The sequence below is a fragment of the Flavobacterium soyae genome (assembly GCF_045348165.1).
GTDB lineage: Bacteria > Bacteroidota > Bacteroidia > Flavobacteriales > Flavobacteriaceae > Flavobacterium > Flavobacterium soyae.
Genome location: NZ_CP150845.1, coordinates 2,802,442 through 2,818,381, shown reverse-complemented (window position 1 = coordinate 2,818,381; position 15,940 = coordinate 2,802,442). Strand labels below are relative to the sequence as shown.

At 33.4% G+C, this 15,940-nt stretch carries 11 protein-coding genes; 5 read left to right on the top strand and 6 right to left on the bottom strand.

Annotation, left to right across the window (positions count from 1 at the left end; translation table 11 throughout):
• Positions 1 to 20: 20 nt before the first annotated feature.
• Positions 21 to 1,877 (top strand): peptidase M61, encoded by a 1,857-nt coding sequence (locus tag AABD74_RS12035; protein ID WP_406843024.1) that lies wholly within the window; start codon positions 21 to 23, stop codon positions 1,875 to 1,877.
• Between the two features lie 158 nt (positions 1,878 to 2,035).
• On the opposite strand, the gene AABD74_RS12030 is transcribed toward AABD74_RS12035, so the two are convergent.
• The gene (locus AABD74_RS12030) at positions 2,036 to 2,479 is read right to left on the bottom strand and encodes a hypothetical protein (RefSeq protein ID WP_406843023.1); all 444 of its coding nucleotides are present in this window, start codon (positions 2,477 to 2,479) and stop codon (positions 2,036 to 2,038) included.
• A 309-nt stretch (positions 2,480 to 2,788) separates the two neighbouring features.
• Positions 2,789 to 5,080 carry a GH92 family glycosyl hydrolase gene (locus AABD74_RS12025; protein ID WP_406845638.1) on the bottom strand — a complete coding sequence of 764 codons (2,292 nt, stop codon included), beginning with the start codon at positions 5,078 to 5,080 and terminating at the stop codon, positions 2,789 to 2,791.
• A 168-nt stretch (positions 5,081 to 5,248) separates the two neighbouring features.
• Between AABD74_RS12025 and AABD74_RS12020 the strand changes: the two genes are divergently transcribed.
• On the top strand, positions 5,249 to 5,872 hold the full coding sequence (locus AABD74_RS12020; protein ID WP_406843022.1) for a M949_RS01915 family surface polysaccharide biosynthesis protein: 624 nt from the start codon (positions 5,249 to 5,251) through the stop codon (positions 5,870 to 5,872).
• 718 nt (positions 5,873 to 6,590) lie between these two features.
• Here AABD74_RS12020 and AABD74_RS12015 read toward each other — a convergent pair.
• The 4 genes from AABD74_RS12015 to AABD74_RS12000 form a co-directional block, all read right to left on the bottom strand.
• Positions 6,591 to 7,199, bottom strand: a complete 609-nt coding sequence (locus AABD74_RS12015) for a GNAT family N-acetyltransferase (RefSeq protein ID WP_406843021.1) — start codon at positions 7,197 to 7,199, stop codon at positions 6,591 to 6,593.
• Positions 7,200 to 7,806: 607 nt separating this feature from the next.
• Positions 7,807 to 8,163, bottom strand: a complete 357-nt coding sequence (locus tag AABD74_RS12010; RefSeq protein ID WP_232681386.1) for a hypothetical protein — start codon at positions 8,161 to 8,163, stop codon at positions 7,807 to 7,809.
• A 143-nt stretch (positions 8,164 to 8,306) separates the two neighbouring features.
• Positions 8,307 to 9,485, bottom strand: coding sequence for an AIR synthase related protein (locus AABD74_RS12005; RefSeq protein WP_406843020.1), 1,179 nt, complete (start codon positions 9,483 to 9,485; stop codon positions 8,307 to 8,309).
• A gap of 192 nt (positions 9,486 to 9,677) precedes the next feature.
• Positions 9,678 to 11,867: a glutamine synthetase III gene (locus AABD74_RS12000; protein WP_232681384.1), complete on the bottom strand. Its 2,190-nt coding sequence runs from the start codon at positions 11,865 to 11,867 to the stop codon at positions 9,678 to 9,680.
• Between the two features lie 429 nt (positions 11,868 to 12,296).
• Here AABD74_RS12000 and AABD74_RS11995 point away from each other — a divergent pair, with 429 nt between their 5' ends.
• From AABD74_RS11995 to AABD74_RS11985, 3 genes are all read left to right on the top strand, one after another.
• On the top strand, positions 12,297 to 13,313 hold the full coding sequence (locus AABD74_RS11995) for a glutamine synthetase beta-grasp domain-containing protein (RefSeq protein ID WP_232681383.1): 1,017 nt from the start codon (positions 12,297 to 12,299) through the stop codon (positions 13,311 to 13,313).
• 496 nt (positions 13,314 to 13,809) lie between these two features.
• Positions 13,810 to 14,775 carry a TerC family protein gene (locus AABD74_RS11990; protein ID WP_232681382.1) on the top strand — a complete coding sequence of 322 codons (966 nt, stop codon included), beginning with the start codon at positions 13,810 to 13,812 and terminating at the stop codon, positions 14,773 to 14,775.
• Positions 14,776 to 14,951: 176 nt separating this feature from the next.
• A complete protein-coding gene (locus AABD74_RS11985) occupies positions 14,952 to 15,920 on the top strand; it encodes a hypothetical protein (RefSeq protein ID WP_406843019.1) in 969 nt (322 codons plus the stop codon).
• The last annotated feature ends 20 nt before the right edge of the window (positions 15,921 to 15,940 follow it).

The window sequence follows — 15,940 nt, the reverse complement described above, 5'->3', positions numbered from 1 at the left end:
ACATAACTAAACAATATCAAATGAAAAAAATACTTTACACTTTAGCTCTTGCAGTAACGCTTTGGAGCTGTAAAACGGGAAGTTCTTCAGTTTCTGAAAAAAATGTCGTAGACGTTAACATTAATCTTGTTGATGTAAAAAATGACAAAGTTTTGGTAACTGTAACACCTCCTCCAATTAAAACAGATGAAATCATCTACAGCATTCCAAAAACAGTTCCCGGAACTTATTCTACTGATAACTACGGAAAATACTCAGAAGATTTTAAAGCTTATGATGCTAAAGGAAATGCTTTAACAGTAAATAGACTTGGTGATAATTCATGGTCTATTTCTAATGCTAAAGCGCTAAAAAAAATTACTTATTTAGTTAATGACACTTTTGACACTGAAAAAGGAACCGGATTTGGTAATGATGATATTTTCTCACCTGCAGGAACAAACATCAAAGCCGGAGAGAATTTCTTAGTAAATACACATGGTTTTGTTGGGTATTTCAAAGACAAATTAGAAATTCCGTACAAAGTTACTATTACACATCCTGAAACACTTTGGGGAGCAACATCAATGAATGATGAAGATGCAAGCAAAACAAGTGACGTTTTTACAACACCTCGTTACGCCGTTTTGGTTGAAAATCCAATTATGTACTCTAAGCCGGATTATACTACTTTTAATGTTAACGGAATGGATATTTTAATTGCTGTTTATTCTCCAACAGGAAAATTTACTGCAGAAAGTATTACGCCAGAAATGAAAACAATGATGACGGCTCAGAAAAACTTTTTAGGTAAAGTAAATTCAACTAAAAAGTATACTGTTTTATTATACTTATCAAGTATGGCAAAAGACGATGCACATGGGTTTGGAGCTCTGGAACACCCAACAGCTACTACAGTTGTGCTTCCGGAATCTATGCCAAAAGAAAGACTGGTAGAATCGATGAAAGATGTTGTTTCTCACGAGTTTTTTCATATTGTAACTCCATTGACTATTCACTCAAAAGAAATCCAGTATTTTGATTATAATGACCCAAAAATGTCTGAACATTTATGGATGTACGAAGGTGTAACAGAATATTTTGCAAATCTTTTCCAGATTAATCAAGGTTTAATTGATGAAGCAGAATTCTACACTAGAATTGCTGATAAAATTGAGCAGGCTAAAAAGTTAGATGATACAATGTCATTTACTAAAATGAGTGCTAACGTTTTAGAACAGCCTTATAAAGACCAATACTTAAATGTGTATCAAAAAGGTGCTTTGATTGGGATGTGTATAGACATTATCATTAGAGAAAAAAGCAACGGTGAAAGAGGAATCCTTGATTTAATGCACAAATTATCAACTGAATATGGTGTTGAAAAACCGTTTAACGATAATGAGTTATTTGCTAAAATTACACAATTAACTTATCCTGAAGTTGGAGATTTCTTAAACAAATATGTTGCCGGAACTACTCCAATCCCTTACGATTTTTATCTTGCAAAAGTTGGAGTAACTAAATCTACTGAGAAAAAAGCCGGAGCAGTTTTCTTAAAAGGGCAAACTCCATACATTACAATTGACAAGCAGACAAAAGAAATTGCAGTTCGCTCTGATGTTGAACCAAACGATTTTTTCAAGAATTTAAATTTAAAAGGCGGAGATATCATTTTAGCAGTTAACAACAAAGCATATTCTTTAGAAAATATTTACGAACTTATTGGTGAAAGTGAAAAATGGAAAGAAAATGATCCAATTACTGTAAAAATAAAACGTGCCGGTAAAGAAGAAACTATTAAAGGAACTGTAAAATTACCATACGAAGAAACTGAGACTTTTAAAGCTACTGATGCTTCAAAAGACAAACTTAGAAATGCATGGTTAAAAGGGTAATTTCTTTTAAACTCATAAAAAAAACCGACAATCACTTGTCGGTTTTTTTATTTTGTCATCCTGAGGAACGAAGGATCACACTAGGAACTCTACAAAGCATGTCGACAATCTATGTCGATCAACTAGTGTGATCCTTCGTTCCTCAGGATGACAAATTACTATTTCTTAACCGGAAACTTCCAGTCAAACTCATCTTTATTATTGATAATTGCGCCAATTTCAAACTTTACTACCTCATCAAATTCTGTTTGAAGAATAAACCAATTGTCTTCATTGAAATAATTTTCGAAAGTATCAAAAGTTTCCTGATTGTATTTAGTAATTCCTTTTGAAGCGAAATCTTTCTTTACATCAGCAATTTTTCTTCCGATTAATTTGAATCCGAAAACTTCTAAATCATTGCTTGAAGCTACAAGATAACCAAGTTTTAAATCTTCTTCTTCATAAAATGTCAATCTGATTTTGTGTGCATTGTATACAAAAATCACATTGTCATCTTCATCTTTATAATTTTTATCAGGTTTTCCTAAAACAGCTGTAACATCGTTCTGCTTCATTCCGAAAAGCAATTTATCAATTCCTGATTTTAAATTTATTTTCATATTTAATTGTCTTTATTTGAAGTGCAAATTTCGTGAAGTTTTTTGTTGTTCCGCCACGAATTGCACAAATTTTCTCGAATTTTAATATTGTTCTTTTGTCAGGCTGAGCGATCCCGATCTTTGTTTATTTTTTGCCGCAAATTTCACGAATTCTAATTTTGTACTCTTGTCAGATTGAGCGAAGTTGAAGCCCTTTTTTCATCGCAAAAGCCCTTCGACTTCGCTCAGGGTGACATTGGTAATATTACATCACTACAATAAATAAACATCAGTGTAAACCCGTTTCATCCGCCAAATCTGCGGTCATCTTTAATTTTGATAATATTTCTTATTAGGTTTTGCGCTCATATAAAAAGTAATTTTTCCTCCATTAATAACATCTGCATGTTTTAAAAACGGTTTGTCCAATTGTTTTCCGTTCAATAAAACTTTGCTTACAAACACATTTTTATCCGATTGATTTGTCGTTTCGACTTCGAAAATTTTTCCGTTTTCTAAATTGAAAACAGCTTTTTTAACCAGCGGACTTCCCAAAGCATATTCATCAGAACCCGGAGCAACAGGATAAAAACCTAAACTGCTAAAAATATACCAGGCACTCATTTGTCCGAAATCGTCATTTCCGCCTAAACCATCGGCGCCGTTTCGGTACATTTTTTTCAGAATCATTCTGATTTTATCCTGAGCTTTCCACGGAGAATCTGTCCAATTGTACAAGTACACAACATGGTGCGAAGGCTCATTTCCGTGAACATAATTTCCAATAATTCCGTCTCTTGTAATATCTTCTGTGTTTTCAAAATATTTATCTGGCAGGTGCATGCTGAATAATGAATCTAAACGAACTTTAAATTTATCATTTCCACCCATCATTTTAATCATCTCGGCAGGATCCTGCGGTACGTATAAACTATAATTCCACGAATTCCCTTCGATAAAACCTTGTCCGTGTGTATCAAGCGGATCAAATTCTTTTTTGAAAGTTCCGTCGTTTAATTTAGGACGCATAAATCCTGTTTTCTCGTCGTAAACGTTTTTATAATTCTTTGATCTTTCTATGAATTCATTATAAATATCCGTTTTTCCTAATTTCTTCGCTGCCTGTGCAATTGCCCAGTCATCATAAGCATATTCTAAAGTTTTAGAAACTGATGAACTGTTTTTATCTTCAGGAACATATCCCTTTTTTATATAATATTCCAATCCGTCGAAATACGGAACTTTTGCTGTATTTACACAAGCCTGAAGTGCTTTTTCAGCATCAAAATTTATATTTCCTTTTACAATTGCATCGGCAATTACAGAAACGGAATGATACCCAATCATACACCAGTTTTCATTTGCATAATGTGACCAGATTGGCAGCATTTTATGAACACTTTGATCTGAATGTGCGAGCATCGAACTTATCATATCAGCATTTCTGGCAGGCTGCACAATGTTGAATAACGGGTGCAAAGCTCTATAAGTATCCCACAATGAATAACTGGTATAATTTTTAAAATTATCGGCTTTATGTACATTCATATCCAAACCTTTGTAATTTCCGTCAAGGTCCATATATTCTGTTGGGCCTAAAAAAGCGTGGTACATTGCGGTATAAAAATTCACCAAATCTTCTTTTTGAATGGTTTCAACCTGAATTTTATTCAGTTCTTTATTCCAAATTTCCTGACTTTGTTTTTTAACACGTTCAAAATCCCAATCCGGAATTTCTTTTTTCATGTTTTCTAAAGCTCCTGCAGAACTTACAGGCGATAAAGCCATTTTGATTTTGATTTTTTCGCCTTCGTTTGTATCAAAATCAAAAAACAATTTTAGGTTTTGTCCTGCCATTTCGGGGAAATTTTTCGTTTGATCAAATCTTCCCCAAAAGCCTCTGTAAACACTTTTTTCCTGCGCGGCCTGTCCGTAACTTTTAATTGGTTTGCTAAAAGACATTGCAAAATAAACGGTTCTGGTTCTCGCCCAGCCGTTTGTCTGGCGATAACCCGTAACTAAAGTATCGTTTTCTACACGTACAAAAGTCCAGACATTTTTTTTATCATAATTGTAAATTCCCGAAGTTAAATCGAGAATAATGTGTGCTTTATCTGATTTTGGAAAAGTATATTGGTGCATTCCTACTCTGGTAGTCGCCGTAAGCTCGGCTTTAATATTATGATCCTCCAGAAGAACGCTGTAATAAGCCGGTTCTGCTTTTTCTGCTGCATGAGAAAATGCCGATCTGTAACCTGATAATGGTTTTGAAGCAACACCGGGATTCAATTGCAATTTGCCGGTTGTTGGCATAATTAGAAAATCTCCTAAATCAGAGTGGCCAGTTCCGCTAAAATGGGTGTGACTAAAACCTACAATTGTTTTATCTTCATATTGATACCCTGCACAATATTTATAAACTTCTCCATTGTATTTTCCGTTTAAGCTGTATGCAATTGTATCTGTTTCCGGGCTTAACTGCACGCTCCCAAACGGAACTGTAGCTCCTGGATATGTGTGTCCCATTTTTGCTGTTCCAATCATTGGATCTACATATTGAATCAAATTTCCAAGGCTGTTTCCCTTTTTCTGCGCATTTGTATTTGCCGTAAAAACAAACATTAAAATTCCAAATGCAATAATAAAAGCGGTTTTTTGTACAATATTCATCAGGTCTTTTTCAGTAATTGTTTGGTTCAGAAAATTACGATAAAATATAGTTTTAAAAAATTTAAATTTTAAACTCAACTGCATTTGAATATCTTTGGTTTTCTAAACATAACTGCCGAAATGAAAAAAATAACTGTACTCCTGTTTCTTCTAAATTCTATATTTGCTTTCTCTCAAAAAATTGAAAGTTATAAATTATCCAAAGAACAAATAACTCAAAGAGAGCTTGATAAAATTTCTGATTTTCCTATTTACAGAGCTTTTGAATACAAGGATAAAAGCGGGGTTACTAATTTGGTTTTAACCGAAAATCAAAAAAATATTTCAAAAAAAGATACTTTAAATACTAAAATTCAGGCGATTTGTGTCATGAATAATCATGGCGGCTTTTTGGAAAAATGGAGAATTAACGATTTACTGGAAGATTATAATCCGAAAGAAACTACAATTTGGTTTTGGACAAAATATTGCAGTACCAAAGATCTTGATGGTGATGGCTACATTGATCCGGTGATTGTCTACGGATCAAAAACGGAATATGACGAAATTAGACGTGTAAAAATTATTACGGTTTATAACAACAAAAAATATGTAATTCGTGCAGTAGAATGTGATTTAGATCATTGCAGAAGTTTTAAGAAAGACCAAAACTGGAATACATTACCTCAAAAGATAAAAACTCATATTGATCAGTTGGTGGTGAGGCTTCGAAAAGAACAAAATTTGTTATTGAAAGATGGATAAATTAATGAGAAATTCCAATAATGGTTATGGAAAATTCAATTTTGAAATTCCAAATTCCAATAATAAAAGTCAATGGAAATAAATTTCAAGTTTGAATGACAAATTCCGTAGGAACGGTTCATTTAGCATAATAAAATAGGTCGAACCATGGTTCTTTTTTACTTTCTGTTTCTTTTAAACTGGATTGAAATCCAGCCCTACAATATTGGTCGAACCTATGGTTCTTTTTTCCCTTCTGTTTCTTTTAAACTGGATTAAAATCCAGCCCTACAATATTAGTCGAACCTATGGTTCTTTTTTTCCTTCTGTTTCTTTTAAACTGGATTGAAATCCAGCCCTACAATATTAGTCGAACCTATGGTTCTTTTTTTCCTTCTGTTTCTTTTAAACTGGATTGAAATCCGGCCCTGCAATATTGGTCGAACCTATGGTTCTTTTTTCCCTTCTGTTTCTTTTAAACTGGATTGAAATCCGGCCTTACAATATTGGTCGAACCTATGGTTCTTTTTTTTCTTCTGTTTCTTTTAAACTGGATTAAAATCCGGCCCTACAATATTGGTCGAACCTATGGTTCTTTTTTTCCTTCTGTTTCTTTTAAACTGGATTGAAATCCAGCCCTACAATATTGCTCGAACCTATGGTTCTTTTTTTCCTTCTGTTTCTTTTAAACTGGATTAAAATCCGACCCTACAAATATGGAAAAAAACTAACGGCTCTTTTAAAGCTTATTTTTTAGATTTTCTTTTACTTCATCAAACCATTCGTTTTTTAGAATGCTTAAAACGATAGAATCACGACGAACATCGCTATCTCGTGTTGGCATATTGCTTCTTAAAACACCTTCGATTTTACAGCCAATGCTTTTCATTGCAGCAATACTTCGTTCGTTATTATTATCTGCACGAAATTCTACTCGCTCCATTCCAAGGGTTTCGAAAGCAAATTGTAATAATAGGAATTTACAATGTTTGTTTAGTCCGGTTCCTCTAAAAGCAGATCCATACCAAGTATAACCTAATTGTAAGGTTTTGAACTCAAAGTTGATATCGTAAAAACGTGTTGAGCCGGCATATTTTTGAGACTTTTTATCGAAAACTATAAACGGAAATTCTTTCTGGTTTTCTCTTGCTTTAATTGCCAATTGAATATAATTGATCAAATTCTCTTTTCCTTCTGCACTAACTAAAGAATATTTCCAGGTTTCGGGTTCGTTAATAGAAATTTCTAGTAAATTTTCTACATCTGATTCCTGAATAGGACGTAATAAAACGAAGTCGTCTTCTAAAACTATATTATCTGTGAAATTGAAATTTGAAACTGCATTCATATTTTTCTCTATCAATTAAAAAAATTAAGGCTTAAATATTTTACCGCCATTCTTCTATAAAATGTAGTCCCTACAGGACAATGTAAAACTTATAAATACATCGTAGCTACCGATATTTAATCTCTCCGAGATATTTATTCTGAATATCTTGCTTCGCTAGGAATAAAACATCGGTAACAAAAAATACCAAACTACCCATATTTAATTCTCTACGAGATATTTATTTTTAATGCCTTACTCCGCTAGGAGTAATATCGGTAACCAAAAATACTAAACTACCTTATAATCCCTATCAGATTATTTATTTTGAATGCCTTGCTTCGCTAGGAGTAAAATATCGGTAGAACAAAAGTGTCTCATAGGGCAATGTCATTAAGTTAAGCTTTTAGAAAATAAAATTATTGCAAATCAAATCCGTGTTTATCAGCGTTTTTACGAAGTAAATCTGTTTTATCCGCGTCACAATTAGACGCTGATAAAAACTGATTTTTCTAATGACTTTCTTAATTAAACTGTTAAGTAATTTTATAGATTTCCTCTTAACTTAATGACATTGTCCGGAGGGGCTATACTTTTTCTCAATTTCTACTCGATATGCAAAAAATAATTATTCACTCATTTCATCATAACGTTCCGGAACCTGCGGATCGTAAAGCGGACATTTGAATTCTTCCATTAAATCTACTAATTGATTCATGGTTTTTCCTTCGGTGCCGTAACAGTCAATTTTGATGCTTTGCGGTGTTGTAATAACTTGGAATGCTCCTTTTCCGGCATTATTTTTCCAGCTGTTTTCATCGACTCTTTCCCATTTTGAGAAAACAGAATTGATACGATTGATAATTACCTCAACAGGAAGTTTCTCAAGGCCGTCAACTTCTTCTTTTTCAACAAGAGCCTCGTAAACCTCATGATGGTTTAGGTAAATTTCGTCTAAATATCTCCAAAAAAGCAGTTCGTACATAATACTGGCGTTTTATAAATTGTAGAGACGCACAGCAGCGCGTCTTTCGTAATGTTAGACGCACTGCTGTGCGTCTCTACTAAAAATTCAGATGTTAAAAACTTTGTAACTCTGAACCTTTGATCCTTTGCACCTCAAAAAAATTAATATTCGAATGTTCCGTATTCGCTGGTAATAGTTAGTTTTTTAGTATCTGCTGCTTCTACCCTGCCTACGATTTGTGCATCAACATTGAATGATTTTGAAATTTCAATAATATCTTGTACGATGTTTTCAGGAACGTAAAGCTCCATACGGTGACCGCAGTTAAAAACCTGATACATTTCTTTCCAGTCGGTTTTTGATTGTTCCTGAATTAACTTGAACAATGGCGGAACCGGAAATAAATTATCTTTTATAATGTGTAAATTTTGAACGAAATGTAAAATTTTAGTCTGCGCGCCGCCACTGCAATGCACCATTCCGTGAATCTCGTTTGGTGTGTATTTATCTAAAATTTTCTTGATAATTGGTGCGTAAGTTCTGGTTGGAGAAAGTACCAATTGACCAGCATTTATTGGGCTATTTTCAACTTCATCCGTTAAATTTACCTGACCTGAATAAATTAATTCTTCGGGAACAGCAGCATCATAACTTTCCGGGTATTTTTTAGCCAGATATTTCCCGAAAACGTCATGGCGGGCAGACGTTAATCCGTTGCTACCCATTCCGCCGTTATATCCTTTTTCATATGTTGCTTGTCCAAAAGAAGCCAATCCAACAATTACATCTCCGGCTTTAATATTTGCATTATCTACAACATCGCTGCGTTTCATACGAGCTGTAACAGTCGAGTCTACAATTATCGTGCGAACAACATCTCCAACATCTGCAGTTTCTCCTCCCGTTGAATGAATTGTTACTCCAAAAGATTTTAGCTCGTTGATTAGTTCTTCGGTTCCGTTGATAATTGCCGAAATAACTTCAGCCGGAATTAAGTTTTTATTTCTTCCAATGGTTGAAGAAAGTAAAATATTATCCGTTGCGCCAACACATAATAAATCGTCAATATTCATGATTAAAGCATCCTGGGCAATTCCTTTCCAAACCGAAAGATCTCCGGTTTCTTTCCAGTACATATAAGCCAAGGATGATTTTGTACCCGCTCCGTCAGCATGCATGATTAAACAGTGGTCGTTGTCCTGAGTTAAATAATCAGGGACAATTTTACAGAATGCTTGTGGAAATAAACCTTTATCAATATTTTTTATAGCGTTATGTACGTCTTCTTTTGATGCCGAAACACCTCTTTGTGCATATCTTTTGCTAGAATCTGAACTCATGAAAATTAGTTTGTGTTGATGTGGTGCAAAGATAATCCCTTTTTTTAATTCTTTGGCTTATTCAAATATAGGTTTCAAAAAAGTTTGCCACGAATTGCACAAATTTTCACAAATTTCTATTTCTAAAAAACAAAAATCATCCAATAAGGATGATTTTTGAAATATAAATTCGTGCAATTCGTGGCGAAAAAACTATTTAGTAAACAATAATTCTCTGTATTTTGTTAATGTCCAGCTTTCGTCATCCACTAATAATTCTAATTTATCACAGTGATTGCGGATATCTTCAAAATATGGCTTCACATTATTGCAATATGCTTCGGCCATTTTTTGACCATCAGTTAACTGATTTGCTTTCTTTCTTTCATTAGTCATGGCCAAAACTTTAGAATTGATTCCTTCAATATGGCCAGAAATTTCTTTGATTAAAGTAATCTGTTCTTTTGCAATAGTTTCAAATTCTTTTCCGAAGATTTCTTTTAAACCTTTTACATTTTCAATTAATGTATTTTGGTAGCGAATTGCAGTTGGAATTACATGATTTCTGGCAATGTCTCCTAAAACTCTTCCTTCAATCTGAATTTTCTTGGTGTATTCTTCTAATTCAATTTCATAACGCGCTTCCGCCTCAACATGGTTAAAAATTCCAAGTTCGTCGAATAAGTTTAAAGCTTGTTTCGAAACTTTAGCTTTTATCGCCTCCGGAGTTGTTTTAAAATTACTTAAACCTCTTTTTGCAGCTTCTTTTTCCCAGGCTTCGCTGTAACCATCGCCTTCAAAAAGGATTTTTTTAGATTGTTTGATGTACTCTCTTAAAACATTAAAAATAGCATCATCCTTTTTCATGTCTTTCGACTCGATCAGGTTCTCCACTTCATTTTTAAAATCTATTAATTGTTTTGCCACAATAGCATTCAAGGTTGTCATTGCATTCGAGCAGTTTGCATTTGAACCAACCGCTCTAAACTCAAATTTATTTCCTGTAAAGGCAAAAGGCGAAGTTCTATTTCTGTCAGTGTTATCTAAAAGTACATCTGGAATTTTACCAACCACATTTAGTTTAAGATCTGTTTTTTCTTCTGGAGATAATTTCCCGGTTGTTACACTTTCTAATTCAGATAAAACTTTTGTTAATTGTGCTCCAATAAAAACAGAAATAATAGCCGGCGGCGCCTCATTAGCTCCTAATCTATGATCATTACTAGCTGTTGCTATAGATGCCCTCAATAAAGTTTCATAATCGTTAACCGCTTTTATGGTATTAATAAAGAAAGTCAAAAACTGTAAATTGCTCATTGGCGTTTTACTAGGACTCAATAAATTAACCCCTGTATCTGTTGCCAGCGACCAGTTATTGTGCTTTCCTGATCCGTTTACTCCTTTAAATGGTTTTTCATGAAATAATACTTTAAAATCATGACGTTCTGCAACTCTCTGCATTACATCCATTAATAAAGAGTTATGATCTACTGCAAGGTTTGTTTCTTCAAAAATTGGTGCCAGCTCAAACTGATTTGGCGCAACTTCGTTATGGCGTGTTTTTACCGGAATTCCCAACAACATACATTCCTGCTCTAAATCCCTCATATAAGTAAGGGCGCGAGTTGGGATAGATCCAAAATAATGATCGTCTAACTGCTGTCCTTTTGCAGATGTATGTCCTAATAAAGTTCTTCCTGTCATCACTAAATCAGGGCGTGAATTTGCTAAAGCTTTGTCAATCAGGAAATATTCCTGTTCCCATCCTAAAGTTGCAGTTACTTTTTTTACGTTTTTATCAAAGTATTTACAAACTTCTGTAGCCGCTTCATCAATTGCAGATAATGCTCTTAATAAAGGTATTTTATTATCTAAGGCTTCACCTGTATAGGCAATAAAAACGGTTGGAATACATAAAGTTGTTCCATATATAAAGGCTGGCGAAGTCGGGTCCCAGGCTGTATACCCTCTTGCTTCAAATGTATTTCTGATTCCGCCGTTAGGAAAACTTGATGCATCTGGCTCTTGCTGTACTAATTGTGCACCGCCAAATTTCTCGACAGGATCACTTCCATCATACGATGTTTCAAAAAAAGCATCGTGTTTTTCTGCAGTAGTTCCTGTTAATGGCTGAAACCAGTGTGTATAATGCGTAACACCTTTTGATAATGCCCATTCTTTCATTCCCATGGCGATATAATCTGCCAGTTTTCGTTCTATTTTCGTTCCGTGTTGAATGGCATCTCTTACTCCTTTTAAAGCATCTGAAGTTAAAAACTGCTTCATTGCTTTCTCATTAAACACATTTGAACCAAAAAGATTCGATTTCTTATCTATTTCTTCAAAGTGTACCGGCTTTCTTGTAGAAGCTTCTTTTAAAGCTTGAAAACGTAATGTTGACATGTATATAATTTTAAAAATTCGTAATAGTTTTCACTAAAAAAATGAACAACAAATATAAACAATAAAAGCCCCTTTTTTAAACTTAAATCCGAGAATTTTATACGAAGATTTATCAACAGATGATCCTTTTTTTAAAGAATAATAAAGACGATGTAAAGAAATATAACAAAAAAGCTCAGTATTATTCATTAAATAAACATTTTTTCATAATTTCTTAACCCTAAAATTCAAAAACTTACCTTTATTTTTACGAATTTATTTTTTTTAAGTATTCAAAATTGCTTTTTTAAAAATATACCCCTATCAAAATTGCGCTTCTCAAAAAAATTGTTGTCTGATAAACAAAATAGCCCCCTAATTTTTAGGACTAAAAAAATAAATCTATATTTGACCCAGCGAAAAAACAAAAAAAAATAAATTTATATTATTATGGCTAAAATTAAGTTAGAGTACATTTGGTTAGATGGATACGAACCAACTCAAAATCTTAGAAGTAAAACTAAAGTTGAAGAACACGAAAATTTCAAAGGAACATTAGAAGAACTTGGAAATTGGTCATTTGATGGTTCGTCAACAAAACAAGCTGAAGGTGGATCTTCTGACTGTTTATTAGTTCCTGTTGCAATTTATCCAGATCCAACTCGTATTAACGGATATTTAGTAATGTCTGAAGTTATGTATGCTGATGGAACACCGCACCCTTCTAACGGTAGAGCTACTATTGATGATGATAATGATGATTTCTGGTTTGGTTTCGAACAAGAGTATTTCATCATGGATACTAAAACTTTATTGCCATTAGGTTTCCCTGTTGGAGGTTATCCTGCTCCACAAGGTATGTACTACTGCTCTGTAGGTGGAAAAAACACTCACGGAAGAAAATTAGTAGAAGAACATGCTGATTTATGTATCGCTGCCGGAATTAACTTTGAAGGTATTAACCAAGAGGTTGCCTGCGGACAATGGGAGTTCCAATTATTCGCTAAAGGTGCTAAAAAAGCTGGAGACGAAATCTGGGTTGCCCGTTACCTTTTAGATCGTTTGACTGAAAAATATGGTTACTATATTGAATATCACCCAAAACCACTAGGAGATACTGACTGGAATGGTTCTGGTATGCACGCTAACTTCTCTAACAATGTGTTAAGAACATGTGGAGACCAGGCAACTTATGAAAGAATCTGTGAAGCTTTCCGTCCTGTTACTGCTGAGCACATCGCGGTTTACGGAGCTTACAACGAACAGCGTTTAACTGGTAAACACGAAACTGCTTCTATTCACGATTTCTCTTATGGAGTTTCAGACAGAGGATGTTCTATCAGAATTCCTTTAATGACTGTTCAAAAAGGATGGAAAGGATGGTTAGAAGACAGAAGACCAGCTTCAAACGGAGATCCATACAAAATTGCTGCAAGAATTATCAAAACTGTTAAATCAGCGCTATAATTTAAAGCTTAGAATATATCTTAAAAGTGCCATCGTAATTGTTGGCACTTTTTTTATATCCTTGTTTGTCATTGCGGAGGAACGAAGCAGCCGCACTAAAACTAAGGTGCATATAACGGCACACAGATGACGCTGGTTTAAACAGATTTTTTTATCATTTTCAATAAACACACAGTTTTGTCATTCCTGAGGAACGAGGAATCGCACAAAAACTCTACAAAGATTGGCGACTTTCTTTGCGGAATTACTAGTGCGATTCCTCGTTCCTCCAATGACAAGATTGCGTTAAAAATCTTTATCCAAAACTTTGTCAAAGTTTAAAATTTTGACAAAGTTCTAACAAACAACAACTGTCAGTTCGAGCGAAGTCGAGAACCTTCTAACTTTTACCTCTTACATCTAATAAGATTAATTAAATTTAAAAGTACCTTTCTTATAATTACTTTTTAATTTAAACTTCAAAACTTATCTTTGTAATTCATTTAAAAAAACCATCATGATAGTTTGGACTCTCTTTTTACTGGCCGTAGTTTTTATTCTTGCTTTAGATTTAGGCGTATTCAACAAAACACCGCATATTATCAGCACCAAAGAAGCCAGTAAATGGACATTGATCTGGGTTACTTTATCCTTTTTGTTTTCAGGCGTTATCTACTGGCTTTACACTACAGATTATATTGCAAATCCCGACGAATTAAAACCTGCTGTGGCTTCGATGAAGTTTATTACAGGTTATTTAATCGAATTATCTTTAAGCGTTGACAACATATTTGTAATTGCAATTATTTTCGCCTCTTTTAAAATTCCGCAAAAGTACCAGCACCGTGTTTTATTCTGGGGAATTTTGGGTGCAATTGTTTTTCGTGGTTTAATGATATTCTTTGGCGTAATGCTGATTAATAAATTTAGCTGGACAACTTATGTTTTTGGAGCGTTCTTAGTATTTACTGCTATAAAAATGTTGTTTTCAGGAGAAGAAGAAGATTTCAATCCTAAAGATTCTTTTGTATACAAAACCTTAGGAAAAATTATTCCGATTACTTCACATACGGATCATGAGAAATTTTTCATCTTAACCGAAAAAGGAAAAAAGGCCGCTACCCCGCTTTTTGTTGCTTTAATAGTAATCGAAGTTATGGACGTTTTATTTGCCGTTGACAGCGTTCCGGCAATTTTAGCCATTACCTCAGATCCTTTTTTAGTATTTAGTTCTAATATTTTTGCCATTCTGGGTTTACGTTCTATGTATTTCTTCCTGGCCAATATGCTGGCAAAATTCAGCTTTTTAGAATACAGCTTAGTAGCTATTTTAGCATTTGTTGGTTTAAAAATGCTTTTACACGAATGGGTTCACGTTCCAGAATGGGCTTCGTTAGGATTTATTGCGCTTTCGCTTTTAGTTGGAATTTTGGTTTCGCTTAAATTCGGAAAAGAAAAAGAACTTACTGATTCTGATTTGTAATAATATTTCAAAACATATATTCATAAAAAAAGGAAATCTTTCGATTTCCTTTTTTTATTTCTTTTTGATGTAATTATAAAATCATAAGATAAATATTATATTTTAACTTTTAAAAATAAGATATTACATATTTTATAAATACATTTATCTCATTATAAACCTTTAAATATTTTATCATGAGAAAATTTTATTATTATTTGTTACTTACTTTCATTATTACAGGATGTGATAATAAAGAAGAATTATCATCAAAAAGCCAATCTGGTAAAAATCCTACCCAAACCTACATTATTAATGGAGATATTTTATATGAAGCAGAAATTACTGATGGCTCAAAACCAAAAAAACCTATATTTATATATGACATTCCTGAAAAAAGAATTGACAATAAAAAAACAACCAATAAGCTTTCAGACGGAACAATGGTTTTTGATTTTTCATATGGGATAGCCAACAAAACTAATAGTGGTTGCACAGTCGATATTTATTCTAATTCTTCCGGAACGTATTATACAAATTATGGTGTATACGGTTATAATCCTTATCCCTACAACCCTGTTACAAATCAATATTTAATTAGAGGTTATGGTAAACCTTATCATAACTATTATTATAATTCTTTAATACTTCAAACCAGTAATAAAAACAATAAAGGCCTAACTCCAAGAAACAACATTATCATTAATGATAATCTCGCAAAATCTTCCGCAATGTCTATCGAATATAAATTCAAGCCAAATATTACTTACGAAATTTCTTTAAAAACATTTTTTAATGACAACCGTAAATTAGTAGAAAACAAACAAAGTGAAGGCTTTCCAACAGTAAATGTTCATTTAAGTGACTCCCCTTTATTATCAACTATTGAAAAGACATGCGAAAATGATATTATCAGGATTGCTTCTTTAGTAAATTATACAAAGTCATACACACTTGAAGACAACATTATAAAAGACCGAATTATAACATATAAATTTTCACCTACAGAAGAAAAAAATGCATTAATTATATCTTTGGTGCCAAAATTAGGAGAAGACAGATCAATAGAAGTACCCAAAAGCAATTACACAATGGTTCTTTCAACCGTAACTATAAAAGAATTACCTTTCGACCCTTCGATTAATAGTAGTGGTGGTCGTCGCTAAGTTAATTTACGATCATAAAA